General features: G+C 61.1%; 22 protein-coding genes and 3 pseudogenes. 17 read left to right on the forward strand and 8 right to left on the reverse strand.

All coding sequences use genetic code 11. The features are described 5' to 3' along the window. The first annotated feature begins 6 nt into the window (after positions 1 to 6). From rtxC to ACVISU_RS30180, 5 genes are read left to right on the forward strand one after another with little or no spacing between them, the layout of a single operon-like run. A complete protein-coding gene (rtxC, locus tag ACVISU_RS30160; RefSeq protein ID WP_456710935.1) occupies positions 7 to 1,065 on the forward strand; it encodes a dhydrorhizobitoxine desaturase in 1,059 nt (352 codons plus the stop codon). After that, complete coding sequence (locus tag ACVISU_RS30165) at positions 1,062 to 1,892, forward strand: gamma-glutamyl-gamma-aminobutyrate hydrolase family protein (protein WP_456709370.1); 831 nt, start codon at positions 1,062 to 1,064, stop codon at positions 1,890 to 1,892. Before rtxC ends, ACVISU_RS30165 begins: the two co-directional genes overlap by 4 nt. After that, on the forward strand, positions 1,889 to 2,911 hold the full coding sequence (locus tag ACVISU_RS30170) for an EamA family transporter (RefSeq protein ID WP_456709371.1): 1,023 nt from the start codon (positions 1,889 to 1,891) through the stop codon (positions 2,909 to 2,911). Before ACVISU_RS30165 ends, ACVISU_RS30170 begins: the two co-directional genes overlap by 4 nt. Beyond that, entirely contained in the window at positions 2,908 to 4,197 is a 1,290-nt protein-coding gene (locus ACVISU_RS30175) for an ATP-grasp domain-containing protein (protein WP_456709372.1), read from the forward strand. Before ACVISU_RS30170 ends, ACVISU_RS30175 begins: the two co-directional genes overlap by 4 nt. Then, positions 4,194 to 5,528 (forward strand): glutamine synthetase family protein, encoded by a 1,335-nt coding sequence (locus tag ACVISU_RS30180; RefSeq protein ID WP_456709373.1) that lies wholly within the window; start codon positions 4,194 to 4,196, stop codon positions 5,526 to 5,528. The genes ACVISU_RS30175 and ACVISU_RS30180 overlap by 4 nt, the downstream gene beginning before the upstream one ends. Positions 5,529 to 5,753: 225 nt before the next feature. On the opposite strand, the gene ACVISU_RS30185 is transcribed toward ACVISU_RS30180, so the two are convergent. Continuing rightward, positions 5,754 to 6,050: a hypothetical protein gene (locus ACVISU_RS30185; protein WP_456709374.1), complete on the reverse strand. Its 297-nt coding sequence runs from the start codon at positions 6,048 to 6,050 to the stop codon at positions 5,754 to 5,756. A gap of 435 nt (positions 6,051 to 6,485) precedes the next feature. Here ACVISU_RS30185 and ACVISU_RS30190 point away from each other — a divergent pair, with 435 nt between their 5' ends. The 4 genes and pseudogenes from ACVISU_RS30190 to ACVISU_RS30205 all read left to right on the forward strand — a co-directional run bounded on the left by ACVISU_RS30190 (position 6,486) and on the right by ACVISU_RS30205 (position 12,081). Continuing rightward, on the forward strand, positions 6,486 to 7,676 hold the full coding sequence (locus ACVISU_RS30190; RefSeq protein ID WP_456709375.1) for a hypothetical protein: 1,191 nt from the start codon (positions 6,486 to 6,488) through the stop codon (positions 7,674 to 7,676). Between the two features lie 254 nt (positions 7,677 to 7,930). Continuing rightward, positions 7,931 to 9,120 (forward strand): annotated as a pseudogene (locus ACVISU_RS30195) (DUF932 domain-containing protein). A 600-nt stretch (positions 9,121 to 9,720) separates the two neighbouring features. Continuing rightward, positions 9,721 to 10,782, forward strand: coding sequence for a DUF7146 domain-containing protein (locus tag ACVISU_RS30200; protein WP_456709376.1), 1,062 nt, complete (start codon positions 9,721 to 9,723; stop codon positions 10,780 to 10,782). Positions 10,783 to 11,157: 375 nt separating this feature from the next. Then, complete coding sequence (locus tag ACVISU_RS30205; RefSeq protein WP_456710936.1) at positions 11,158 to 12,081, forward strand: DUF2493 domain-containing protein; 924 nt, start codon at positions 11,158 to 11,160, stop codon at positions 12,079 to 12,081. 348 nt (positions 12,082 to 12,429) lie between these two features. Here ACVISU_RS30205 and ACVISU_RS30210 read toward each other — a convergent pair. Beyond that, a pseudogene (locus tag ACVISU_RS30210) lies at positions 12,430 to 12,641 on the reverse strand (DUF736 family protein); the annotation flags it as partial. Positions 12,642 to 13,017: 376 nt separating this feature from the next. On the opposite strand from ACVISU_RS30210, the gene ACVISU_RS30215 reads away from it, so the two are divergent. Next, positions 13,018 to 13,341 carry a DUF736 domain-containing protein gene (locus ACVISU_RS30215; protein WP_456709377.1) on the forward strand — a complete coding sequence of 108 codons (324 nt, stop codon included), beginning with the start codon at positions 13,018 to 13,020 and terminating at the stop codon, positions 13,339 to 13,341. Between the two features lie 137 nt (positions 13,342 to 13,478). On the opposite strand, the gene ACVISU_RS30220 is transcribed toward ACVISU_RS30215, so the two are convergent. Both ACVISU_RS30220 and ACVISU_RS30225 read right to left on the reverse strand, forming a co-directional pair. After that, on the reverse strand, positions 13,479 to 14,804 hold the full coding sequence (locus tag ACVISU_RS30220) for a DUF3422 family protein (RefSeq protein ID WP_456709378.1): 1,326 nt from the start codon (positions 14,802 to 14,804) through the stop codon (positions 13,479 to 13,481). A gap of 97 nt (positions 14,805 to 14,901) precedes the next feature. Continuing rightward, positions 14,902 to 15,024 (reverse strand): hypothetical protein, encoded by a 123-nt coding sequence (locus ACVISU_RS30225; protein WP_456709379.1) that lies wholly within the window; start codon positions 15,022 to 15,024, stop codon positions 14,902 to 14,904. Between the two features lie 1,298 nt (positions 15,025 to 16,322). On the opposite strand from ACVISU_RS30225, the gene ACVISU_RS30230 reads away from it, so the two are divergent. Further along, entirely contained in the window at positions 16,323 to 16,700 is a 378-nt protein-coding gene (locus ACVISU_RS30230; RefSeq protein WP_456709380.1) for a DUF736 domain-containing protein, read from the forward strand. A 342-nt stretch (positions 16,701 to 17,042) separates the two neighbouring features. On the opposite strand, the pseudogene ACVISU_RS30235 reads toward ACVISU_RS30230, so the two are convergent. Together ACVISU_RS30235 and ACVISU_RS30240 are read right to left on the reverse strand one after the other, a co-directional pair. Further along, positions 17,043 to 18,290, reverse strand: a pseudogene (locus ACVISU_RS30235) (type II toxin-antitoxin system HipA family toxin). After that, on the reverse strand, positions 18,283 to 18,618 hold the full coding sequence (locus tag ACVISU_RS30240) for a helix-turn-helix domain-containing protein (protein WP_456709381.1): 336 nt from the start codon (positions 18,616 to 18,618) through the stop codon (positions 18,283 to 18,285). Before ACVISU_RS30240 ends, ACVISU_RS30235 begins: the two are co-directional and overlap by 8 nt. 842 nt (positions 18,619 to 19,460) lie before the next feature. Between ACVISU_RS30240 and ACVISU_RS30245 the strand changes: the two genes are divergently transcribed. After that, positions 19,461 to 19,739, forward strand: a complete 279-nt coding sequence (locus tag ACVISU_RS30245; RefSeq protein WP_083992262.1) for a helix-turn-helix transcriptional regulator — start codon at positions 19,461 to 19,463, stop codon at positions 19,737 to 19,739. A gap of 75 nt (positions 19,740 to 19,814) precedes the next feature. Here the strand turns inward: ACVISU_RS30245 and ACVISU_RS30250 are convergent, their stop codons facing one another. Further along, the gene (locus ACVISU_RS30250; RefSeq protein ID WP_456709382.1) at positions 19,815 to 20,051 is read right to left on the reverse strand and encodes a transposase; all 237 of its coding nucleotides are present in this window, start codon (positions 20,049 to 20,051) and stop codon (positions 19,815 to 19,817) included. A gap of 278 nt (positions 20,052 to 20,329) precedes the next feature. Between ACVISU_RS30250 and ACVISU_RS30255 the strand changes: the two genes are divergently transcribed. The 3 genes from ACVISU_RS30255 (at position 20,330) to ACVISU_RS30265 (ending at position 22,181) form a co-directional block, all read left to right on the forward strand. Next, positions 20,330 to 20,794, forward strand: a complete 465-nt coding sequence (locus ACVISU_RS30255) for a DUF2840 domain-containing protein (protein WP_456709383.1) — start codon at positions 20,330 to 20,332, stop codon at positions 20,792 to 20,794. Then, positions 20,791 to 21,303 (forward strand): S26 family signal peptidase, encoded by a 513-nt coding sequence (locus tag ACVISU_RS30260; RefSeq protein ID WP_456709384.1) that lies wholly within the window; start codon positions 20,791 to 20,793, stop codon positions 21,301 to 21,303. The genes ACVISU_RS30255 and ACVISU_RS30260 overlap by 4 nt, the downstream gene beginning before the upstream one ends. 182 nt (positions 21,304 to 21,485) lie before the next feature. Next, entirely contained in the window at positions 21,486 to 22,181 is a 696-nt protein-coding gene (locus ACVISU_RS30265) for a lytic transglycosylase domain-containing protein (RefSeq protein WP_456709385.1), read from the forward strand. Positions 22,182 to 22,324: 143 nt separating this feature from the next. On the opposite strand, the gene ACVISU_RS30270 is transcribed toward ACVISU_RS30265, so the two are convergent. Further along, positions 22,325 to 22,525, reverse strand: coding sequence for a hypothetical protein (locus ACVISU_RS30270; RefSeq protein ID WP_456709386.1), 201 nt, complete (start codon positions 22,523 to 22,525; stop codon positions 22,325 to 22,327). 231 nt (positions 22,526 to 22,756) lie between these two features. Between ACVISU_RS30270 and ACVISU_RS30275 the strand changes: the two genes are divergently transcribed. Continuing rightward, positions 22,757 to 23,812 (forward strand): transposase, encoded by a 1,056-nt coding sequence (locus ACVISU_RS30275; RefSeq protein ID WP_456709387.1) that lies wholly within the window; start codon positions 22,757 to 22,759, stop codon positions 23,810 to 23,812. 545 nt (positions 23,813 to 24,357) lie between these two features. Further along, positions 24,358 to 26,121: a relaxase/mobilization nuclease domain-containing protein gene (locus tag ACVISU_RS30280; RefSeq protein ID WP_456709388.1), complete on the forward strand. Its 1,764-nt coding sequence runs from the start codon at positions 24,358 to 24,360 to the stop codon at positions 26,119 to 26,121. The last annotated feature ends 16 nt before the right edge of the window (positions 26,122 to 26,137 follow it).

Raw genomic sequence — 26,137 nt, forward strand, 5'->3', positions numbered from 1 at the left:
ATTCTCATGAATCAGCCAGAAGCTTGGAAACTGAGGTCGTCACGCTATGAGGCCGTTCCATTCAGCCGCGAGATCAACAGGCAGCTCTCCGAGCTGAGGCCCGATAACATAACGGGTGCTGTGTATATCGCGAAAGACTACGTCGTGATCGCGGCGTGCACGCTCGCGACCGTGTCGGTCTCATGGTGGTTGTATCCGCTCGCGGTTCTTCTGATCGGCGCCTACCAGCGCGGATTGACGACGATCGCGCATGATGCGGCTCACCGCACGCTCGCGAAGAACACCACCTGGAACTACGTTCTCGGGATTCTGTTCGCTGCCTATCCTTTGTTCCAGCGCCACTGGGCCTATCGGATCTCACACGTCTATTTGCACCATCCCTATCTCGGCGACCCGGACAAGGACCCTGATCTGAAGTTCTTCCTGGCCAATGGTGTTTACGACGTGCAGCCGCCTGAGCGGTACGCGTTCAACCTGATCTGGAAGCCGATATTTGGCGGTGCGACGGTGGCGTACCTGAAGTATCTCTGGACCAACCGGTTTTCGATCAGAGATGCCGAGGACGAGAGCCGCTCAGGCATACTTATCGACAAATATGGCTTCTATCTCTTCTGGATCTGCATCCTGGGCGGATCATATGCCCTTGGGCTGCTCCACATCGTGATCCTGTTCTGGATCGTGCCCTATCTCACCACGTTCCAGGTGCTTGGCTGGTTTGTCGAACTCGCCGAGCACTCACCGATGTGCGAGACCGAGACGCAGAACGTCTATCTGACCAGGAATCGCAAAGGAAATTTCCTGGAGCGGGCCATCCTGGGGCAAAACCTGGATGAATATCACCTCGAGCATCACCTCTCGCCCGGCATCCCGTTCTGGCTGTTGCACAAAGCCCAGAAAATCAGGATGCAGGATCCGGCTTACGCAAAGGTTGCCGCAAGCTGGGGAGGGCTCTTTGTCAAGGGGCCGCAAGGTCAGCCGAGCGTCATCACTCAGCTGAAGGAGCGAAACCGCCGTCTGTATGAGCAGTCTATGCGCGGTGCCAACACGAGCGGACAACCCGCGTGACGTTGCAACGGCCAGACAAAGCCCGCGCCGTGGTCGGCATCACCTCGAACCGTCTGTTGGTCGATGGCGTGCATCGCGATTGGTTGCGGCGCAAGTACGTCAAGGCCCTGCTTCATCATGCGGGAGTGGCGTGCGTCATATTGCCGACGATCGACGCTGAAGATGCGCCGGTTGAGAGCGCACGGGCGATCATGCGGGCTCTCGACGGGCTCGTGTTGACAGGAGACGAATCCAACGTCGATCCTGCCGTTCTGAGGGCGCCTGCGTCCTGTCCAGGGCCTGATCAGCAAGACATCGAGAATGGAATCCGTGATCGTCCCCGGGACAGGCTATCCGGGGTAGCGATCAGGAACGCCATTGCCCAGGGAATGCCGATCCTGGGCATTTGCCGCGGTCTGCAGGAGCTCAACGTCTATTTCGGCGGCACACTTCGCTCATCCCTTAGCGAGTGGAGTCTGGGAAGTGGCCAGATGCACGCCGAGAAGACAGACCGCCCGAGAGATCGCCAGTACGATGTCGCGCATAGTATCAGGGTATGTCCGGACGGTGCGCTCTTTCCGATCGCGCGTACCGTCGAAGCACAGGTCAACTCCCTTCACAATCAAGGCATAGAGGTGCTGGCCAGTGCGCTAAGAGGGGAGGCGTGGGCGCCTGACGGTCTGGTCGAAGCGGTCTCGGTCGTGGGCGCGCCGACGCTGCAGATCGCGGTGCAATGGCACCCTGAATGGCACGCCTCAACCGATCTGTTGAGCAAGCGACTATTTACGGCGTTCGGAGAGGCGTGTCATGCGTACGCCGAACAAAGAAGCACGAGAGGTGGACAGTGACATTGCAAACCAAGCGCGGTCCGCCCAGATCGAAAGAGGAGTTCACCGGAACCGACGCGCCGGCATGGTTCGGGGGGCGCGCTGCGCCGCGACAGCCTCAAACGAACGGCGGGCGATCGACAAGCCGCTTCGCTCTGGGAGTTCTCTTTGTGGCGCTTTACGTCGTTCTGAGCGCGGCGGGCGAGGTGTATGCGGCATCGTATTTTCAGCAGGCGGACCTGTTCGTGGCTCTGTTGGTGTCCTTTGCCGCGGTATGTCTGTCGTTCAATCTGCTGGCTGGTCACGGGACGGGCAAGGCACGAGTGACGAAGCCCGCGCTCGTGGCTTTTGTGTCGCTCAATCTCGTGACCGCGATCAGCTGGATCGGATTGTTTGTCGGCCTGAAATACGCCGAACCTGCCATCGTCGTCGCGTTCATGGTGGCGTTAGGACCCGCCGCAACGGTGTGGTTGAATGCGCTGATCAGGCGGAAGGGTATCCCTCCAGCATCCGACATCGTCGTGAGCGCCATGATTGCGACGATTGGCGGCTACATGATCTGGATCTCGGTCAGCGGCAATGCAGGGGTGCAGTGGGGTTCTCGATCGTCTTTGGGCATCGTCCTCGCAATCGTGGCCGGCCTATCGCTGGCGCTTACAAATGTACTGGTCAAACTGCTGTTTGATTGCGGGTTTTCCGGCAGACAGGTATTGGCGCATCGGTTCTACGGAACGATTCTGCTGTTGCTGGGACTGGTCGACTATTCCTCCATGATGCTCGAGATCTCGCAACATTGGCGTGCGATCGCGGCGATTGGGCTTTCCACGATCATTGTTCCGCTGCTCTTGATCCAGGAGGGCATCCGCCGCGTCGAGCCCTTTACCGTCAACATGGTGTTGTCCACCGCTCCTGTCATCACGTTCCTGTTCCAGTACTTCGATTCTCGTATCGTGCCTTCGCTCCACACGTTCATTGGAAATGTTCTCATCACGATCGTCGCTGTCGGCAACGTCTACTCGCAATATCGGAGGACCGCATGAACGAACGCAAATGTGTAATCGTCGACGCATATTCGACTGGCAGATTTCTACCTGAAGAGTTCAGGCGGTACGGAATTGGAACGGTGCACGTGATGTCGGCTGCACAGATCCCAGGCATCTTCCAGTCGCATTTCGACGCGGACCTGTATGATGAAGTCATTCGTCCCCGCGAATGCATGGCCCACGACGAGATCGTTGAATTTCATCTTCAGGCGCTCCGCGGCAGGGAGCTCGAGTTCGTTATTGCGGGGTCCGAGACCGGAGTTGAGCTCGCCGATTCCATCTCGGAACGGCTGGGGTTGCCTTCGAATGGCACGGCTCTGTCAGCCGCCCGGCGTGACAAATCGCGGATGTCCGAAGCGTTGGCCGCAGCAGGCGTGCGATCGATCAGGCAGGTCGTGTCAGACAACGCCGTTGAGATCGCTCGCTGGAAACGTCAAGAGAACTTCGATGAGATCGTGATCAAGCCGCTGAACAGCACAGGCACGGAGGACGTGTTCTTTTGCTCGGCTGATGCGGATGTCGAGCGCGCTCTGGCTGCCATCGTCGGAAAAACGAACCGGGTCGGAGCGTTCAATGAACTGGCGCTTGCACAGGAGAGAATAAAGGGTCAGCAATATACCGTGAATGCCGTCTCGATCGATGGAGAAGCGTTCGTCACCGAGGCCTGGACCTATGAGACCGTTCCCGTCGAGGGCGCGTCATCGGTCTGCTCACGCGAGTGGTTGCTGGGAGCCAGGGAGCCAATCGTTCTGGAGCTGTCCGATTATCTTATGCGTGCGTTGCAGGCGCTTCGGATCGTCAACGGACCCTCGCATGCAGAGATCATCGTCGATGATCGCGGACCAGTGTTGGTCGACTTCGGAGCGAGACTGCAAGGATCCATGTCAGCAAAAGCCCGGACCATGGCGTTGGGTGACAATCATATGTCGCTAACGGCCTGGCGGTACGCAAAACCCAAGGAATTTGGTGAGTGTATGAGGTTGCGTGGGGCCTACAAGCGACAGGCTCATGCGCTATGCGTCTCTTTGATTTCCGATATGAGCGGTGTCGTTGCCGGATACTCCGGATTGGCTGCAATCCGTAACCTCGCGAGCTTCGCTGATGCCATCGCATTCGTTCCCATAGGCCAAAAGCTGGTCCCGACCATCGACCTGGTGTCCACACCAGGCATTGTGTACCTCGTCAACAACGATTTGGTACAGCTTGAGGATGACTATCGCCAATTGCGTGCGCTGCGGATGAACCAGGTGTTCGATCTGATGGCGCAGGAAAGCGGCGAATGACCGACATCCGTGGGGCCCGCGCGAACTCAGCTCGTGCGGCGATGATTGGCGTAAGTGACTTTGACGGCATCCTTCGAGGTAAGCACGTCCTGGGTGAAGATCTCTCGGATGGAGACAAGATCGTCAAGTTCTCTGAGGCTGTGCTGGCGTGGGATTGTGCGGACCGGGTCATTCCCGCAGGATTCACCAAAAAGCCGCTCTCAGCATTTGGAGATGCCGATCTGCGTGTTCTGTCCGGCACCGGCCGTTTGGTGTCCTATCTCGGCGATCAGGATCTCTACCTTGCGGAGTTTATGGGCGCGCATGAGGACATCTGCCCGCGAGGTATCCTGCGCAAAGTCCTAAAAAGGGCAGCTGACCACGGATACGGCTGCACGGCCGGGTTCGAGTTCGAGTTCATGCTGTTCAATGAGAACGCCGATACAATTGAGGACAAGCCGTTCGGCCAATGGGCTCCGTTCACGCGAGGTCCTTTTGGTTACTCGATTGCGCGCTCTGTCGCGCACCAGGAGCTGTTCGGCGAGATCTTGGCGCTTTGTGAGAAGGCCAGAATACCTCTCAGCGGCCTGCACTTCGAGACAGGGCCGGGCGTGATTGAAGCATCACTTCATCATTGTGATGCCCTGGAAGCTGCGGATCGAGCGATCATCTTCAAGGCAATGATAAAGGCCTGGGCGCAGACGAAAGGCATGATGGCAACGTTCATGGCCAAGGTTTGTGAGGAGTGGCCCGGCCAGTCGGGTCATATTCACATCTCGATGTCCTCTGACGGTCAGAATGTGTTCTACGACAGTAACGCGTTTCGCAACCTCTCAAAGATCATGAGGCAATTTCTCGGCGGACAACTGAACTACATGAATGAGTTCTGCGTGCTCGCCGCGCCGAACTTCAATAGCTACAAGAGATTGGTCCCCGGCTACTGGGCGCCGGTCTGCCCAAGCTGGGGAATTGACAACCGTTCCTGCGCGGTGCGGGCCATCCCGGGAGAGCCGTCTGCACATCGCCTTGAGTACAGGCTGGCTGGTGCAGACATGAACCCATATCTCGCTCTCGCATGCGCCATCGGCTCGGGCATGCTGGGCGTCGAGACAGATGCGGCCTTGCCGGCTTCGATCGTCGGTGATGCAAGCATGGAAATGTGTCCGCGCTCCGGAAGGCTGCCTCAAAGCCTGTCGGAGGCAACATATCGGTTTGCAGAGTCGCCGGCGGCCAATGATGTGTTCGGAGAAAGGTTTGTCGAGGCCTTTTCCTGCTCCCGGCGCTGGGAGTGGGAGGCCGTTCAACATCGGGTGACTGACTTTGAACGTCGGCGGTACTTCGAGATCATCTAGCTGTTCGTGTTCTTGGGTATGGCGGTCGTTGCGCTGTGGTTGATCAGGGCCATGGCGCCAGTCCGGGACAGCCGCGCAAGTGCACGCCTGGACCCTTCCTTTCCCTCGCCGTCACTCGGAAGCTGGCGACCATCACAATCTAGCTATCCGTATTGCTGCGCCTTAGACTAGATGAACCTCCGGCCGCAGGGCGCGACCGGAGGTTGGCCCCAACAGGGCTTCGCGTCAGTGCCGCTTGCCGCTTATCGGCGTGCTGGTCGCAGTATCGTCAACTGCCTCATCGTCGGATGCGTTGCCGTCCGCGGCATTCTTTGCGCCCTTGGTCGACTTCCTGCCCGCCTTTGCACCCGTGGTCCTGAGCTTGGGCGGGGAGTCCTCGTCATCGCTTATCCCGCTCTGTATGCTTGTTCCTTGCACGCCTTTGCGAGCCTTGGCGTCCGCAGCAAGGCTCTGCGCAATGACTGGGTACGCAAGGAAAGTTGCAAGGCCGCATGCGAGTACAGAGGTCTTCACCAAATTCATTCGTGTCTCCTGGATCGATTTGCTTGCGACGAACGATTTCGGCTCAACGCCGCGCCGTTCGCCTGCACCGCTTGCATCGCGTTAAGTGTATGAGCAGCGCGGCTTCATCTAATCTCTCTTGTGTGGTCATCGTTTAGGAGATTTGGGGTAAATTCGCGAAGTTGTTGTCCTACCTGTGGCGATAGAACATCCGTATCGTCGAACCCTGCTCACGACTGAGTGGACGAGTCTACGATCTGCGCTGCTGAAGTCGCCGACGTCCCCGGCCGGGGAGATAGACGCACGCGACTGGCGGCTTTGAAGTTCTCACGTCTGGAGTCGTCTCAAGGCAGCCACCGCGTTTGTCGTCGAGCTTGTCAGCATCCTGTAAGCTAAGCTCGGCAGTCTACCGCAATCCGAAGGCCGGCTTTGGCGGTTCTCAACGGGAGACTAGGTATGGATTCTATCGAGCGAGCTTCGTCTGCGCGCGCAATGCCAACAATCATCGAAGATGAAGAAATCCAGCATCCGAGGACGGAAACCTCTCCATCAGCTGATCCAACGGATTTTCGCCAGCAACCAGCCGCGCTGAGAAGAGTCGGGTCATCCAACGCGTGCGACAATTCCCTGGGCAGTATGTCGCAGGAGTTTCGCGCGGTGCTGGCCGGGATAGGGGAGCGTCGCCCGGAATCTCGCTTGAATCGTCCCTATCGTGAGTCTGTGTTGCGCGACGGTCCTCGCTTTGTACGAAATCCGTCGCAGGGCCGCCCTACTGACGGCCTTACGGGGATCGTCGACCGCAACGGCATTTTAGATAGCTCGGGCGGTATCGCCTCCGAGGCGGATATTAACGAGTATCGGCAGTGGTGCCTTGCGCGGTTGGACGCCAATAGGCAGGGAGCTTCGGCGGAGCGGATGCCGCTTGCGGTGCCCGTCGAGTCTCGCTTTGTGCGGCATGATAGCGCCCGTGAACCGACCACTCCGGGTCAACAAGCCGCCTCGTCACGTTCAGTCGAGACCGTGCGTCATCACGAAGCGCAAACTCTGGGGCGTCGCCACGACACCGTCGACACTTTCGATAACTTCATCGAGAGCCGAGATGATACCAGCGACAGCGCGGGTTTCACTGCTTCAGAGGAGAACCTGCGTCGCCAGCGCGCCCTCCTCGAGGTGACTCGACCGGTGCCGCCCCGAGACAGAGTACGCAGCGACGACTCAACGGTACGCGAAGTCGCCCACGTATTCGCGATGCAGCGCGGCCAACAAGCCGGGCCGTCAGTCGTGGGTCCGTTCCGCGGCGGCTTTCAGAATCAAGAAGCGGCCGGACCTTCGTCTTCCGCCGAGCCTTCGCGCCATCAGCGGCGACTGGATCACGCAGTAACAGGGCCGATGAATGACTCCGGGCATCTAGACTTCGGCCCTGTTGTCGGCCCGAACTGGGTCCATCGCGATCAACCGGCCCCTGCTTCCCTGATTCTTCAGTTACATCAGCACGGCTTACTGCCGAGTTCGAGCCAGCGACAGACGACGATCGAGATCAATAGTGTGGCCTATACAGTCGTGCGGGGGCCGGGAGGGTCACGGGACATTCGCGTTTTCCGCAATCGGTATGTTCCGCCGCCGCAATCTGGCATCGTCACGCCGTGAGCATCCATGGACCGTAGGTGCTGGGTTCATCGCCGTCTCCCTGCGGGAGCGGGCTGTCGGCTCACGCTGAAACCCCGGCTTGCGCCGGGTTTTCACCCTTCGGGCTTCCATCCCTGACGGGAGCTGCGGCGACGCGGAATCCTCTTGGGCCTCAGCGGCCGATGAAAAGGGAGAGGCAGAGTGGAATGGCCTTGGCCATGACGGGTTGAAGGCCGGAGGAGAGTCTTCCGGCGCTCGTCATGGAGATTGCTGCCATGAATACGCAGATTGTTGATGCCGGCCGCGTTGCGAGCGGCGGATACAGAGTGGATGTGAGCCGCGGCGAGCGCGTCGGTCGGGTGTCCTCGGAGTGGTTCTCACGCCCGGCGGATGAGCGTTACCTGTCGCTCGATGAGCTGGCCCGCACGGTGCACGATCGCGCGAACCGCAGCCGGACGCGCGTGGTCGAAAGCGCGCTCATCCATGTCGACGCAAGCCGTGCCGCCCCTGAGCGGCTGACCTTGATGTTGCCTGGCTCCGACACGCCGGTTGCGCCGACGCATTGGAGCTTCGGTCAGCTTGCAAGCCAGGTTGGCGCTCCGGCCGCTTATTTGCGGCAGCTCCCTGCGTCACTCGCGGCCATCAACCTGCAATATGGCTTGAACGCCAATCGCGTCGAGCAGATCAAAACGCTCGAGACCGAGGATAGCCGTGTCGAGCTTCGCGCCGTCACCGGCCCCGACTATGGCCGGATCTACGACCACGAGCTGGTCGAGGCCGTGCAGCGCATCGCCGGCAATGGCACAGGCGATACAAGGTGGAAGGTGCCCGGTGTACTCGACTGGTCGAGCGGCATCTACGATCCCCGTGTCGACATTTCCAAGGCCACGACGACCCTGTATGCATCAGACAGGGACGTTTTCCTCTTTCTGATGACTTGAATCCGATCGAAGCCGGCCGTCTTCGTGACGGCTCGCCCGACCTCTATTTCCGAGGCTTCTATTGTTGGAACTCAGAAGTCGGCGCGAAGACCCTCGGCATGGCGAGCTTCTATCTTCGTGCGGTTTGCCAGAATCGCAATCTCTGGGGCGTGGAAGATTTCGAGGAGATCACCATCCGCCATTCCAAATACGCAGCCTCACGCTTTGCTCACGAAGCAGGCCCGGCGTTGTCGAACTTCGCCAACTCTTCACCCATGCCTTTCGTCAACGGCATCAAGGCCGCTCGCGAGCGGATCGTGGCCCGCAGTGACGAGGATCGCAACGAGTTCTTGCGCCGCCGCGGCTTCTCCAAGGCGGAGACAGGCAAGGTGATAGACGCGGCGCTGGCGGAGGAGGGGCGCCCGCCTGAAAGCATCTTCGACTTCGTGCAGGGCATCACCGCCGTCGCGCGCGACAAGCCGCATCAAGATGTCCGCCTCGACATGGAGACCAAGGCCAAGAAGTTGCTCGACCGGGCGGCCTAATGTCAGCCAGGCCGGAGATCTAGGTCTCCGGCCTGGTACGTCTACCCTTTCCATTCACGGGTGATGGGCGCTGCTCTCGCGCCGTCATGTCCATCGCGGGCTGACAGGTCTTGGCGGTTTCGGAGTCCCGCGGGATTGAGACCCGCGAGTGAGATTGCGACGACGACATCCGGAATATCTGGCTTTTCGCGTCAACACGATCGGCTGACTCATACAATTGCCGCCACGAACCGCCTTCGTGCGTGCGTTCGGCTTCGCGTCCAGTCAAACGTATTGCCTCGGGGACAGTCAACATAACCGCCTCTGGCACCGCCGGCGGCCATTTCGAGCTTCATCTGATCCGGGATGTGAACGGCGCGACCTGGTTTGTTCCGATAGCGCGGCTGCCGCCAACGAACGCCATTTGCCGCCGCAAGCCGGAGCGAGAGCTGGACAGGCTTGTCCGCGAACGGGTTGGAGGCCGAGAGAGAGGCTCCCGGCCGCCCGGTTCGGAGAAGCTGACATGGCAAGCGCCGTTTGGAAGATCAAGCTGTCGCCGTCGTGCGACATCCTCTTAAGCAAATTCGTCTTGAGCCGTTTCGTTGAACGGGAGGGCGCGTGATGGTCTTTGATGTCTCAGATTTGGTACATCGCCTTGCACGCGAGGCCGAGGGCGTATGCCGACACTATCTGTCCAACGGCAAGCGGGTGGGACGGTACTGGGTGGTTGGCGACGTCCGCAACACGCCAGGACGCTCGTTGTTCGTACGGCTCCAGGAATCGACGAAGGGGCCCGCCGGAAAGTGGACCGATGCCGCCACCGGAGAACATGGGGACCTGCTCGACATCATCCGCGAAAGCATGGCTTTGCGCGATTTTCGCGAGGTGGCCGAGGAGGCAAGACGCTTTCTAACGCTACCTCATTGCGAGCAGCAACCCGCCCCGAATGCCGTCAGTCCAGCAGCGCGAGCCGGATCGCAGCAAGCCGCCCGTCGCCTGTTTGCAATGTCCAGCCCCATCGACGGTACCGTGGTCGAAGCTTATTTGCGGCGTCGCGGAATGGTCAGTATCCACCATGGCGGCAGCTTGCGCTTCCATCCGCGTTGCTATTATCGACCGGACGAGCATTTGCCGATGGAAACCTGGCCAGCGATGATAGCCAGCGTCACCAATCTTGATGGGCGGATCTGCGGCGTGCATCGCGCTTGGCTCGATCCGGACGGCTTTGATCGCATCCGGCTCGGCAAGGCTCCCATCGACACCCCACGGCGGGCCATGGGCGACCTGCTCGGTAACGCTGTTCGTTTCGGCCCGGTGGATGATGTGCTCGCTGCCGGCGAGGGCATCGAGACCATGCTGTCGCTGCGCTGCGTGCTGCCGACCTTGCCGATGGCTGCTGCGCTTTCGGCCAATCATCTCTCAGTCATGTTGCTGCCGGCTGGCTTGCGTCGGCTCTATATCGCCCGTGACGCCGATGCCGCCGGAGACGCCGTACAAGCCATCCTTACCCACCGCGCGGAGGACGCCGGCGTTGAAGCGATCTCGCTGTCGCCTCGGCTCGGTGACTTCAATGAAGATCTGCATGTCTTCGGCCTTGAGGCTCTCCGGGCAGCGTTGCGGCTTCAACTTGTTCCTGACGATGCCGCCCGCTTCCTGCGCTCCTCCATGATCGACGCCGGGTAGTCGCGGTTGTTCGACCGATGGCGAAAGATCGGTCATAGCCGAGGCCAATTGGCGGAGCGGACGCGACCTTCGGCCTTCTAGTGGGCGATCGGACGGCAAGCGGCCCGGGCCGGCAATGGCTGCGTCCGGCTATTTTCCGCCGCGCGCAGGCAATGAGAAGACATGATCGCGATTTGGCGAGCGCGCTTTGCATCGCGAAGCAAAATAGCCGGTCTTCGCCATCCTCCGCTGCCGCTTCGGCCCTGCGCTACCGCCCACGCCCTGCGGGCCTGGGCGGACAAGGCGCTCCGGGTTCTGACCCGTTCCGCCCGCCGTCTGAGTGATCGCCACGAAGGCCGCGATGGGCGCGGCCGCTCCGCCAAAGGATCTCTTGCGATGACCGACCACGACGACATCGAACCGACGCACGCCCCGTCTCCGACCGAGCACGTCATCAGCGAATTGCAGCTGTTCGGCTATCGCCCCTACGACGATCAGCCAGACCCAAGACCTCTCCCCGAGAGCCAGATGATCGCCGCTACCATCGTCGATATGTTCGACATCCTGGTTGCCGCGCTAAGCGATACACGGCTCGAACCGGATCTCAGCGAACTCCTCTGGTCAACCGTCAATCTGTTCCATCGGGCTGTCGATCGCATCGAACGCCAGCTCGACGACAATGAACAAGCGCAGCACAAGAGCCAGCGGGAGCAGAATGGGTCAGAGGTGCGATCGGTCGAGCTCGAGCGCCTCACGGCGGAGGGCCTCACCTTGATCGAGCGCCGAAATTGCCTGGAACTCTTCCGCGACCAGGCGATAGAGCAATTTGAGGTTCACACCGGCTCGTCCTGGCGTCCTCGGTCGGGCTCGCTGGTGAGCCACCGCACGCTCACGGCAGCCATGATCGACTCGCGGGACTTCATCGCCGCCAAGCGCCGTTCCCAGACCGAGGTCATGTTGCCGGCAGGACCGAAGATCGCACTCACCGGCGGGCTCGACTTCAACGACCACCACCTCATCTGGGATCGCCTCGACAAGGTTCACGCCAAGCATCCCGACATGGTCCTGCTCCATGGCGGCTCACCCAAGGGGGCCGAACTAATCGCTTCCAAATGGGCGACGACCCGCAAGGTGCCCCAGATCGCGTTCAAGCCCGACTGGACGAAGCACGCCAAGGCGGCACCCTTCAAGCGCAATGACGCCATGCTCGAGCTCTTGCCGATCGGCGTCATGCATTTCCCGGGTTCGGGAATTCAGGATAACCTCGCCGACAAGGCGAGGCGTTTCGGCATCCCCGTCTGGAAATTCGGCGGCGCGTGAGCGCCGTCTTTTCGAACCATCGCGCGGAGCTGGACGCCTGGCACTCCGGCGCGTCCAGCCTTCTATCCGAAGTTGCGACTTGTGATGGTGGTGAAAGACGCGATCGTCATCCATCCGGATGAAGCCGCCACAGTGCTCGCGCCTGGTCTTGTTGTTACCACATCATGCATCGGCTTGTTCTGCCGGGCGGTCAGTGGCGGCCTGGCCCTTTCGTCGCACTGGTGCTCACGCTTGCGCAGATCGGGCCGCTGACGCGCTTTGCGTTGGCGCGCGACATGGACGCAGGTGACTGTTCCTGCTTGCGAAGACCCGCCTGTTGGAGCCGGCTGAACTGGTGGAGCAACAGTCTCAACGATTCTCATGGCCGCCATGCGCGAAGGATGATCCCTCGTCACCTTCCTCATCAAACAGGTTGCGCAGGATCGCCATATTGAGCCGGGGGGTAAGTGACTCGAGTGAGAGGTATCGCGGCCCTCTTCGGAACGCTTCGACCAGGCTGCGCCGATCTCGGCCCGGCCCACCTCGTCGCTTGGCACGTTGAGTCGTTCTCGATCGTTCTCTCATGACGACACCGCCCTTTGCGGCAGGTTGTTTCTCTTTGTTCGCCGAGCCGTTCCAGCTTCTTGTGCAGCCCAACCGAGATTTGCCAAGTCTCTTCTCCCGAGCTTGCGATCCAGCCCGCGGACGCACGTGGCCTCTTGGATGGCTTGATCTGGCCGAAGACCGGCTTCGCCTCGATCGTCTGAGCCGCAACGCCGTTGATGCGACTTTCTTCCCCTGGGCTTCGCCCATTCCTCGCGAGGCAAGATAGTCGCCACAACGGCGTCCTCCGCTGCGCTCCGGCCCGCAAGGGGTGCGTCGCCGATCGTCCTCGGCCTTTAGATCGCCATCGAGGCCGCGGTGGTCGCGGGCTCGAAACACAACAGGAGAAGTGACATGGCTAACATCGGTACTTTCAAGAAGGCGGGCAACGATTTCCAGGGCGAGATTGTCACCCTGAGCCTGCAAGCCAAGGGCGTCCGTATCGTCGCCGAGACCAACCGCTCCAACGACAACGCTCCGAGCCACCGCATCTACGTGGGCCGGGCCGAGATCGGGGCCGGCTGGTCCAAGCGCTCCAACGAGGGGCGCGACTATCTGAGCCTCAAGCTCGACGATCCGAGCTTCACCGCTCCGATCTTCGCCAACCTCTTCGCCGACGAGGAAGGCGAGGGCTTCAGCCTGATCTGGTCCCGTCCCAGCCGTCGCAACGGCGACTGACCCGACCCACGACGCCTCGCCCGGCTGGTCCGGGCGGGGCATTACCCTGCGCAGGAGGCGGCCGCGATCTTGCGGCAGCGTCGCACCACAACCATGCGAGCCTCGCCGGACGGACGCACCGATCCCCTCAAGGAGCTCTAGTCGCAACTAACCGAGGGCGCGTCGTCGTGCTTGAGGTGCCGCTTTCGGACATTATAACTCACCAGCCAGATGACGCCGACCGCGATCGGCACGAAGGCTGCGGTCAGGAACGAGGGCTCTACTCGCAGTCCGACATCATGCGCGCCCTTGGCAAGATAGCTAAACAGGCTGACCACATAATATCCTATCGCCCCGACCGACAATCCTTCGACCGTGCACTGCAGCCGAAGTTGCTGTCTTGCGCGCTCGTTGATGGCCTGCAACAGGTCACGATTCTGTCGTTCGATTTCGACGTCGACCCGAGTTCGCAACAGATCGGCGGCACGCGCGAGCTTGACCGAGAGAGTCGCCTGACGATCCTCCACGGTCGCGCAGGTTCGCATCGCCGGGGCCATGCGGCGCGCCAGAAACGACGACCAGGTCGGATAGCCCGAGACATCGGTGCCTTCAATGATGGACAGTCGCGATTGGACCAGCTCGTTATAGGCCCTGCTGGCGCCGAAGCGAAACAGGCTGCCGGCTGCGCCTCTTTCGAAGGATGCGGCCAGCGCCGTCAGCTCGGCAAGCAGATGGTTGTTGAACTGCAGCCCTTCACCGCTTTGCATTTTCTCGAGTGCCTCAACAAGACGGCGGTCGATGCGATCAACAGATGGTGCAAGCTCAAGGGCCGCCGACAGGCCAAGCAGCGCCAGTGGACGGTAGGTCGCAATTTCCAGGAGCCGTTGCACCAGCGCTCCGAGATCGTGCGACGTCAACCCGAGGTCGCAGACGAGGATTTTCGTGAAGCCTTTTTCGTCTACGCGGAAGTCTGAGGCCGCAACGCCTGCGCCGCTCTTTGTGGCAACCATGGCCAGGCTGTTCTTGTCAAAAATCTGTTCGGCCCGTCTGGTCGGCGAGGCGTCCTGCTCGACCTCTAGCCTGATCGCGACCAGCAACTGCCCGGTCTGACGCAACGCGCGGATCAGCGATCGGACGGTACAATCAACCTTGTCAAATCGGTCTGCGGCAGAACAATTTGCGTTGGTCCAGATCCAGGTGAATGTTGTAAATTCCGAATGCTGCTCCCAGCGTAGCGTAGCGGGCCCGATGAGGATCTGATGAAGTTTCGCCGACTGATCAGGCGGCGCAAGATTACGCTCGAGGCAAAAATCGATAAAGCGGCAGCGATCGCTCGTGGCCGCTTCGCCCTGTGCAAGAAAAGCGAAGTGGATCACGCTGAAGGGCGAAACCAGGCGCGTAAAAGGGCGCGCGTGCACTTCGCCGAGCACAGCGTCGCGTTGCGGATGTGGCGTGAAGGTTCGCAGGTCCAGTTCATCGATCATGTATTGACGCCTTGCTTCAGGGTGAGCAGGCAACCGAGCCTTGACGCGGGAGGCAATGGCGGTGCCGGGAAACCGTTGCGCACGGCCAGGTTGCTGATCAAGCCATGTCGACGATCATGACCGAAGCCGCCTCGAACTCGGGAAAGAGGTCTTGCGGCAGGAGGGTTAGGCCAGGCAGATTGGCATGGATCAGCCTCATCCAGCTTTCGAATGACGCCATCACCGGCATCCGCCGGGTACGGTCCGGTGTCTATGGCGAAATGCCGGCGTCGCGGCTTAATAAGTCTAGCGGTGCGCCAGCAAGCCGTTCCGCGACCTTGACGATGGCCCGCCGTACCGTCCGACGAATGCTTGGAGTTACACGGACAGGGTTGTCTGTCTCCGAACCCCGCCGACATCGCCCGCCACCGAAGGGGTGCCGCGTGCAAGTGAAGATACGCCGGCCCTCTTCTGAAAGCAGTTGTCTGGTCGCATGACCGATGCCGTGCGAGGTCGTGGTGAGCAGGAACGTCTTGCGTTCTCCCAGCGTGGTGCGGACAAACGACCTCGGGTGCGGCAAACGCCGTGTCGATTGACGGATCGAGGCCCAAACGCGACTCCCATCTTGTTGCCGTCGTCAAACTTCCTGGCGCAGAGAGCGGGTGCAGGATTTAGGCCAGCACTATAGAAGGGGCGCTCCCGCGCGTTTTTACGCAATGTGGCTTTCGAAGACAGTCGGGGGCGGGTTTCAGACATGAAGCGCGCTTGTATTCCGACAGAATGCGCAGGTGGCACAGGCCGCAGGGAATTGCGTGTTTTCGGCAAGGTGATCGCTCGCCCGGCCGCTGCCATTGAGCGGCCACGCTCTGGCTGGATTTGTCGATGCCGAGCCCTGCGAGTGACCGCGCCCGGACCCGCGGGGCAAGGTGCTCGGTGATAGGCTGATAACGTCACATCGCGTGAGGTTGACTGGATCATGCAGATGGAGCTCTCGCCGTCCTCGTCTTTGATACGTCACTCAGAGCAGCCCAAGCGTCGCGGCTTGACCGATTGCCGCAGGAGATAGATACGCGGCGACCGTTGTGAGCGGTCAACCAAATAGCGGCGGATCACAGATACGGCCGGCGACTATTGTGAGCCCGAGCGTAGGGCCGAGGCGTTGATCGCGGAATCGGAAATCTGCGCCTGGCAGCACAAAGAGCCAATCACCACTCAATTCGTTGGGCCTGCTTCTCGGCGGGACTCGGCATCGCCACGTTGTCCTTGATGTCAGCTCTGTTCGGATCGAGCGCACGAAACGGCCTCTTCGATGGATGGATCTGCCCGAAGGACGGCTGCGCCTCGACCGCCTATGGCGCAACAGCGGCGTCACAACTTTCTTCCCCTGCCGGCTGCGCCGTCATTCCTCGCGCGAGCCAAGAAAGTTGCTCCTTTGCTGTCAGGCCCCTTCGGGGTGCGCCGTCGATCGCCTCCGGCCTGTCGATCACCATCGAGGCCGCATGGTGCGGGCTCGGAAAACAGAGATCAAGGAGAACTACCATGGCGACCATCGGCACCTTCAAGAAGACCGGCAACAACGAGTTCACCGGCGAGATCGTCACCCTCTCGCTCCAGGCCAGGAGCATTCGGATCGTCCCCGAAACCAACCGCTCCGGCGAGAATGCACCGAGCCACCGGGTCTATGTCGGCCGAGTTGAGATCGGCGCAGCCTGGTCGAAGCGTTCAGAAGAGGGCCGCGATTACCTCTCGGTCAAGCTGGATGACCCCTCGTTCAATGCACCGATCTACGCGAACTTGTTCGACGACGAAGGCGGCGAAGGCTACACGCTTCTCTGGTCGCGGCCGCGCAAGAACCGCGAAACTTTGGCCGAGTGCTGGCGCCCCGCCGATCCGGCGGGGCGCTTCCCGGCAGCTTAAGAGGCGCTGCGATCCGCTTGGCGCCGCCGGTCGCGCCGACGTGGCGGGCGCTCAGCCGGGTTTACCGGCGCCATTGTCGCCGTCAATGACGGTCAGGCCCGTTTTTCCCGAACCAGAGGCGCCCACCCGGCGCCAGCGTCTTGACATGAGACAGGCTGCGAGGGCGCCGATCCGAGGGATGACGTGGCCGGCTGCAGTCCCTGACACGGCTCGCCTCGAGCGAGGCGGTCGCCGCATCGCCCTTGCAGATCGCGACGAGCGCTTGATGTCGGCTGCCTCGAGCTTGATCTGCCGGTGATCGGACCACTGTCGCTGGCTTGAAGCTGTGAAGGAACGTTCTCGTCATAGCGCCAGCGACCGTTTTAGATCGTCGTGCTCGAAGGCGCTGGCCATGCGGTTGATTTCGGCCGAGCGGGCGCCGACCGCCTTAGCGGCTTCGCGCCAGGTTGCCGTTACGCTCGCGACTTCTTTGATAATCGTGCGGGCCTGCGGCAGCGTGAGTGCGAAGAACTCCGATGCGGCCTCCAGCAGGTCGAGCGAGCAAGTGCCCTCGTCCAGATCGATGTTCGTCGACAACACGCGGGCCTTGAGATCAGTTGGAACGGGATTGAGGTCGTATGCCGGCGAGAGAGACCATCCTGCCTTTCCCAGCCACAGGAAACCGTGGTTGCGGAGGTGATCGTCGACATTTGAGATCAGCACGTTGAAGACGACACGCTGATAAAGGGCATGGGCATCCGTTTTCCCTTGTGCGCCGTGTTGAGCAAGGGCATCGACGATCTCCGGATAACTGCCGCGCTCTCCGTCTTTGGCGCCCATCATCGCCATCGCCGACAGGAACGGGATGCGGATCGCACCCTCACGATCGAAGCGCCGCGACAGCATGACCGGCTTGCCGCCGACGTCGATCAGTTCGTGCTGCGGAGTGGCGATACCTGCCTGGCCAGCGAGCCGCAGTGCGATCTCTTCCCAGGTCTCCATGCTATAGTCGTCGGTCTCCTTCGGGAATTTGGCGATGGAGAGGTGACCATGCTGGTCAATGACTGAGGCCTTCGGACGCCCGCCGCCGAGCGAAGAGCCGGGGGCAAAGATGAGTTGGAGCTCCTCATCTGTTTCTTCATCCCGGAGAATCCGCTCGGTGATTTGGAGCAACCGGCCGAGTTCGATCAGGGCAGGCACGCCGGCCCGGGTCGGCGCCTGGAAAACACGGTCGCCGACCCAGCGGAAACGGAGCGCGCCTAGCCGGCTCTCGTCGGCGACGCCCAGCAGATAGTCGCTTTCCGCGAGGGTGCGAACGGCACGGCCCTAGTGTTCGGCGAGGCGGCGCTCGGCGCGCTGCATGAGGCGGCGGCCCCAGGTGTCCGGCGCCGAGTCGCCAATGGAGCCAAAGATGGCTAATCGGGCGGGAGGAGCGAATGCGCCGCGTGTCAGTGCAAGTGCCGGCTCCAGCGAGAAGCGGTCCGGATCCTCAAGCCATGCAGCGTCGTACTCGAAGAGGATGGTCTCCGCGCCTCTGACGCGATTGCTCCTCGCCAACCCTATCGGGCGCGTGCGGCCGTCCAGATCGATGTGCACCTCGAAGTCAGCCATCGTGGGATGGTCCGGTTGGCCGCTTGAGGTGGACGTGCTTGGGAAGGTGCGCGCTGGCGAGGGCTTGGCCGACGCTGTCGTTGCTGATGTCGGCGACCTGACCCAGGCCGTCGAGCAGGCCGAGCGCCTGCAGCACGCCAGCGTAGATGCCGATGCCGACGCTGGTATCACCAGCTTCGACCCTTTGCAGGGTCGACCGGGACGTGAAGGCGCGCTCGGCCACGACCGCCATCGGCAACCGTCGGCGTCGACGGGCGTCATGGATGTCCGCCCCAAGCTTGCGTAGCGCGCGCCTTACCGCAGCAGGAGGATTGTGTGGAGTAGGCATTGTTGACGTCTTCCTGCATCAAATTCGATGAATATGTAGCACGAAGATCACAATTTTCCTAGATGAGCCGAACGATTGAAGGTTCTATGTTACCTCATGCGCAGGCCTCGGCCTTGAATTTCCGAGCTCGGCGGCCCCCTCGCTCTGGCCTTTACATCAGGGGACTGGCTGCAATTTCTGTCAATCTGACTGAGCCATCTGCTTCCCTCAGGATTCGATCGATTGGCAAGCCGGTGCCAAGGCACGGCCTCGATTCGAGCGCATCATTTCAATTTTTGAGCAAGAGCTAGCAGCCGAGCGTGGCCGCACGTCGCGCCTCACTCTTGCTTCCGAGCATGACCGTGCCACGGTCCTGCGGAAATATTGCTCGATCATCTCAGGTCGCGCGCCGCGGAATACTGCCACCTCGGCTTCACAAGGAATTGCGATTGTAGAAGCGTGTACCGGCGTCGAGGCCCACTTCGCCGGCATGACATTTCAGACCGCCGACGCTCCTATAGGGCAGCTCGCCCTCTCCAACGTGCTGCTGTTATCGGAGCGCTCGCCGCTCATTGCTGCGATGAGCGTCTATCGAACCATCGCCGGAGCGCTGCTCGACAAAAACGCATCCCGGCCGTGCTCAGAAGACACGGTTCCTCGCAATTGGACCATCCGAGGGGGCGGAGCCTCGCCTTGATAGATTGCCGGCTACTGCAAGACTTCTGAGGCGAACGCCTTCGATGTGGGTGTCGAAAATCACCGCATCATCTTCGGCATCCCCCTAAGCACCTCTACTCCGCGATCATGGCAGTCGACGCGCGGCGAACCTCGCATGCGCTCCAAAGGAGCACGGAGCTTCTCAAATGTCCGATCCGAACACGGATAAGCCGCCGCGTTACTTACGCACGTCCGAAGCCGCGCGCTTCTTGAGTTTGTCCGGCCGCACGTTGGAGAAACACCGAACCTACGGAACCGGTCCCGAGTATCACAAGATTGGCGGACGCGTGGTCTATTCAGTAGCTGACCTGACAGCATGGGCCAAACTCGGCAAGAAGAAGTCGACCTCGGATCCTGGTGTCGGCACCGTACTGCCCGCAAAACGGCGAGCGCCAATTCCCTATGCGGGTAAAGAGCGGCGCTAGGCCATGTCCGTTAGCAAATCCTCAGCGCACCGCCGCCGGTGTCGCGGCGCACTTCAGACCCTTTTTCCCGGCGAGCTACGGGCTCCCGAGACCCGGCTTGAAATTGTCGGGAATGCTGGTCAGGATCGTGATGGCCGCCTTTTGCGGCATCGCCTGCGTCAGTTCGTCGCCGCATTCGGTGATGCTTACGATGCGACCGGTCTGTCCGGATTGATGGCGCCGTGGCGCCAATCCGAAGTGGGCCCGGACATTGGTCGATTTCCTAGATCGTCTCGGATCCAGCGAAACGTCGAACCCTGCGTGCAAGTCCATCGTTCGACTTCGTCGCCGACGGCTGGAATGCGTGGTGCGCTCCAGCCGCGAATCGTCGCGCGGTATCGTCGCCGTAGCGCGGCATGCAAGGGGGCACAACTCAGTACTGCTGCTAGCCATAAATACTTGGGCTTCTTTCTGGCGGACCAGGCCTCAACTTACATGGGAACTGACTGGCAACGTCAGGCCGCTAGGCCTGCTCACCTTCAGAAGAGACACACGTGGTTCGCTCTGCCCAAAGCATACCGTTCCCGATTCGAGCGTCAGGGAGCGGCGGCATGAACGATCTCACGGAAGTGGAAGTTTTGTGGCTCGAGAAGCGTATCGAAAACCGCATTCGGTTCGGTCGTATTGTCAAGGAACGAAAGCTTGATCGTCACCGGCGTGTCCTATCATTTGCACCGGGTAGCATCTTTGCCTTCGTCCGTTGGACATCCAACGACTTTGGCACGACCATGTCGCGGATTGACATCTTGCGCGCTGTCGCACCGGGACAGCGTTGCTCGACCGTACCGTATGTGAGGCCCGGCGGAGAGATCGTGCTGCGGCTCTCTGGATGGCCGAAGGTCGAGCGAGTGTTGCAGATGGTTGATGCCGTCGAGGCGCTTGGAATCGATCCGGCTGACGTCGCGCCCGATCATTGGCATCATGTTCATAACCGTCTCTCCGTCAACGAAAACCCGCGTCCATACACCAAAACACGCCACCAGGCCTGGCTCCATCGTCGCAGAGTGATGCGATGAAGAGCCGCCTGATGACGCTGACCACGACGGTTGCGGTGGCTGCCGCGCTCATCGCGACGATCGTCCTGGTGCCGCTTCCACTCTACATTTGGAATGCATCGGCAAGCGTGCCAATCGGTCTCTACAGCCTACGACCGACGAAGCGCTTCCATGTCACCGAGCTGGTCGCCGTTCAACCGCCGGAGCCGCTTGCGACCTTCCTCGATTTGAACGGCTATCTGCCGGTCGGCGTCCCCATGCTTAAGCGGATCTCGGCACTGCCCGGGCAGACGGTCTGTAGAAGCGGGCGGGCGATTTTGGTGGATGATGTTGCGGTGGGCGAGGCGAAGGATCGCGACGGACGTGGCCGGCCACTGCCCAAATGGCAGGGCTGCCGCGTCGTCGGCGACGGCGAGCTCTTTCTCATGAATTGGCAGTCGGACGACTCCATGGACGGCCGATATTTTGGATTTCTTCCGGCGTCTGCGGTGATTGGCTGTGCGCTCCCGGTCTGGACCTGGGAGGAGTGACCGTGCGTGCTCTACGTGTTCACCCTCGGTTCGATCGGTTGCGGGACCATTCCTCCGACCCAGCCAACGCTCGCAAGCCTGGCGCACCCGGCGGTGGTCCAAATGGCCGGCGCGAAGCGGCTTTACCTTGGACGGGCGCGAGCACGGCAGCAGACTCGGCTCGGCCAGGTGCGTCTGTTTGGGTGGTCGTGTCGCTGCTGCTTGCTCTGACCGCGTCGGACACTACCGCTCTGGCCCAAAGCGGGTCCGCTGCGCTCCCAGCGATCTGTCGAACCACCCACAAGCTTTCGGCCTTCATCGAAGAAGCTTCACAACGCTTTGCGATCCCGGCGCGGTGGATATGCTCGGTTTTGAGCATAGAAACTGCTGGAGATATGCACGCCAAGTCGCCCAAGGGCGCAATGGGACTGATGCAGATCATGCCGGCGACTTGGGCGGAACTGCGCCAACGCTATGATCTAGGGAACGATCCGTACGATCCGCGTGACAACATTCTGGCCGGCACGGCGTATCTCCGTGAATTGCTCGACCGCTACGGTTCGCGTGGCGCTTTTGCTGCGTACAATGCGGGACCAACTCGCTATGAGGAACATCTCGCGGGAGCACCGTTACCTGACGAGACGCGAGCATACGTGGCAAAGCTTGCAAATTTGCTTGGCATTCAACTGCCGCCGACGTGTACCACGAGCTGGAGGTCATCAACAGCCCCGACGCTGTTCGTTGAACGAGCTGAGCTGATGGAAATCCGAGGTAGGCCGACATCGTTCGTGCTCTCGCGCTGCGCAACGATTGCAATCTCGTCGCCCGATGTCTCGCAGTTGGCACCCCGGCGTACTGGCGTTTTTGTAGCTCGATCGGACTCGAGGGCGCTGCGATGATCAGCAATGGCGTGCTTCAGCAAGCAATCGGCGGAGGAGCGAGAGCAGTGGGCAGGCACGACGCGTGTTCCGGGGCTGCATATGACGTCATGTCTTGACGAGACTAGTGGCCTCGGCCGGGATTGCATCGACTCGGCGAGCTCCTACTCTGTGCGGGGCCCTGCCGTGGCAGCTGCCGCCTTCGCGATCACTGCTTCGGCGCGCTCGATCGCGGCGCGGAAATCCTCGCTCTTCCAAGTATCAACCGAATGGCCGTCATCGTACGACTCGTCTGTGGCGTCCTGCGCGCGTGAAACCAGCTCGCGAAGCACGGCAATGGCTTCGGAGAGCAGCTTGGCATTCAACTCATCGCGGGAAGAGCGCGTCACCTCTTTAGAGTCGCCGCATCGCAATTGTGAACCGTCAGGCAACGTCGTCGCAATAAATGATTATTGCGTTTGCCTACGGAACATGACGGCAGAGCGGCCCTTCAAGTTGGGCTTCGAGAAACCGGTGCACAGGGATAGCCGCCGTGTGGGCGAATCCGGATCCCGGTGCAGCGACTTAGCTTGTCATAGCCACATGGGAGAGCTCCGATGAAGCTTTGCGTTGGGTCGGGCATCGGTCTTGAGGAGACCAGTCTTTGCATCGTCGATGGCGGGGGTCTCGCCGTTCGCGAGGTCAACATTATGATCGAGCCAGCTGCGATCCCTTCCGCAGTCGAAGGCTGCGCGGATCGCCTAGAGAGAGCGGGGGGCGAGCCGTCATCGCTTGGCATCTGGCTGCATCGCCAACTGCAGACAGCGGGGCTACCGATCATTGTCGTCGAAGCGCGTCACATGTGCGTTTCGCTGTCGACAATGCGTAACAAGACCGACCAGAATGACACGCGCGGCATCGGGCGGATGACGCGGTTGAGCTGGTATCGCGCCGTTCATGTCAAGAATATCGACATGCAGAAGATGTGTACGCTGCTGACCAGCCGAAGGCTGCTCAAGCGCAAACTAATCGACCTCGAGGACCACATTCGTGGTGCGCTGCGTGCCTATGCTTTGCTCGTTCGAACGGTCGCCCGTGGCGCCTTTGAGGCTCGCGTCCGCGAGCTTTTCGAGCGCAGCCATCCGATCTTCGTAATGACCATCGGGGCCATGTTGGATGTGCGTCGCGCCATCCTGGAGGGGTACGACTGGCTGCACCGTGTGCTGCTCCAGGTCGTCCAGTGTGATGATGTGTGGCGGCGCCTGATGACGGTTCCTGGCGTCGGTCCCGTTGCGACCGCCATGTCGTTCAAGGTCGGCGTCGATGATCCCTGGCGCTTTGCCAGATCGCGAACGGTAGGCGAGCATTTTGGTTTGGCGTCGAGGCGGCAACGGTCCGGCATGTCGATCGATCACGAAGGGCGCATCAGCAAACTGGGTGACGTCGCAGTGTGCGAGGCGGCCGCAAGCCTGCTGCTGCGGGTCAGGAAATGGTCGGTGCCGCGAGCGCGGGGCCTGCGGATCGCCAAACGGTCGAGCATGCTGTGCGCGATCACCGTGGTCGCGCGCAAGCTTGCGAGCATTCTGCACCGGATGTGGGTCAGCGAGACCGGTTTCCACGTTCGTTTTGGCGCCAAAGTCACGCAGCGGCTGCGGTGGAAACCTGCACGTTAACCGCGGTGCAGGCGACGACGGATTAGCGCTGGGTTTGCGCCGGCATGTTGAGGAGGAACGAAATTAGAGATCCGCGCGCGGTGAGCGCCCCCTGGCGGGTGCGCGAAACGGGGAAATGTCCGCTATCTCTTGCCTGCTCCCGCCCCTAGGGGACGAGAGCGCAAAACTGCTTGGACAGCCCTGTTTACGAACCTGGTGAAGAGCATGCGACGGCCGAAGTGCTGAACGCGAAGGAACGCATGGACCCCGTCTGGTGAATGCGACTGCAAGCGCGGTGCGGTGACGTTTGCGTGTTGTCGATGCAGGGAGTCTGTCATGGCTGAAGTGCGAAAAGTCGAAGAAAAGCGTAGGAAGACGTTGACTTTGAACGCCGGATTAGGAAGGCGAGATAAAAGGGGCTCGCCGGTCGAACCACAAGCCATTGACATGGCTTGGGTTCCGGCGTGCCGGTCGGTCGGGGCGCGTGCCGCGCCAAAGACTTTTTCCCGGACATTCAAACAAGTTTTCGGCACTGTAGGTGTCGCTGCGTTCTTCGAGGCCTGGTCATGACGGCAGGCGATAGCGACCTGCGAATTCGGCCTGGGCGCATCCGCAGTACACGCGCGCCGAAGCCCAAGAGCTTCATCAACCAGGTGCTGCGGGCGGCGAAGAAAGCCGGACACAGCTCGGGTCACACCATGGCCGGCAGGCGTTCGCCGGGCCATGGACGCTCGACGTTTGGCCGTGGTCGGTTCGCCTTTAGCCGCGCCAGATTATTCAGCTCGACGAGGCGCGTTGTGCTGAAAGCGCGCGTGGTCCGGCACAAAGGGCGAGCCTTCCGTTCAGCACCACTGACCGCCCACCTCTCGTATCTGAAGCGCGACGGCGTGACCCGGAGTGGTGAGCGGGCCGAGATGTTTGATGCCGGCAGCGACCGTGCTGATGGCCTGGCTTTCGCAGAACGGTGCAAGGACGACCGGCATCATTTCCGCTTCATCGTCTCGCCAGAGGATGCCGGCGACATGACCGACTTGAAGGCCTTTGTCCGCGATCTCGTCAGGCAGATGGAGACCGATCTCGGCACGCGGCTCGATTGGGTTGCTATCGATCATTGGAACACCGACAACCCTCACGTCCACCTTCTCGTTCGGGGAGTAGATGAGGAGGGGGCGGATCTCGTGATCTCCCGCGACTACATCAGCCAAGGCCTGCGCTCCCGCGCCGAGGAACTGGTCGCCTGCGAGTTGGGTCCAAAACCGGAGCACGAGATCCGCAATTCGCTAGAGAGGGAAGTCACGGCGGAACGATGGACGCGGCTCGATCGGGAGATCCGGCTGGCGGCCGATGAGACCGGCACTATCGATCTTCGCCCGGAGAATTCCGGCAAGTCCGATCCCGAGATCCGGCGCCTGATGGTCGGTCGCCTTCAACACCTGGAGAAGATGGGTCTTGCTGCACCCGCCTCGCCGGGGGAGTGGATGGTCGGGCTCGAGGCCGAGCGCAATCTTTGCGACCTCGGCATGCGTGGCGATATCATCAAGGCCATGCACCGCGCCTTTACCAACCGCGGGGAAGCGCGCGGCGTTGCCGACTACGTCATCGAAGGCGAACAGCCGACGTCCCAGCTTATCGGACGCCTGGTCGACCGTGGACTGCATGACGAACTGACCGGGGAAGCCTATGCCCTGATCGATGGAATAGACGGACGCGCGCATCACGTGCGCTTCCGAGGTCTCGAAGCTTTCGACCACGCACCGCCGATCGGCGGAATCGTCGAAGTCCGACGCTTCGGTCAAGCCGGCGACCCGCGTCCCACCCTGGTGCTCGCGACCCGTTCAGATCTCGATCTTGGTGAGCAGGTCACCGCGAAGGGGGCAACCTGGGTCGACTACCGGCTGGTCGAGCGCGACCCCATGCCACTCGCCATGGGAGGATTTGGGCGTGAGACCCGCGACGCCATGGAAGCCCGTACCGAGCATCTGATCCAGGAGGGCCTAGCGCGGCGGCAGGGGCAACGCATTATCTTGCAGCGCGATCTCCTGAACACGTTGCGCCGGCGCGAACTGGACGAGGCTGCCGCAAAAGTCTCGGCCGACATCCGCCTACCACGGGTAAAGGCTGACTCCGGGGAGCATGTGGCGGGCACGTATCGCCAGCGGCTGACGCTAGCCTCGGGACGCTTCGCCATGATCGATAATGGGTTGGGCTTTCAGCTGGTGCCCTGGTCGCGCGAACTCGAAAAGAAGCTTGGCCAACACGTCACCGGCGTCGTGAAGGACGGCGGGGGCATCGAATGGGGCTTTGGTCGGAAGCGTGACCTCGGTCTCTAGGAATCTCTCCAATCAA

This window comes from Bradyrhizobium sp. USDA 4452, from assembly GCF_054063575.1.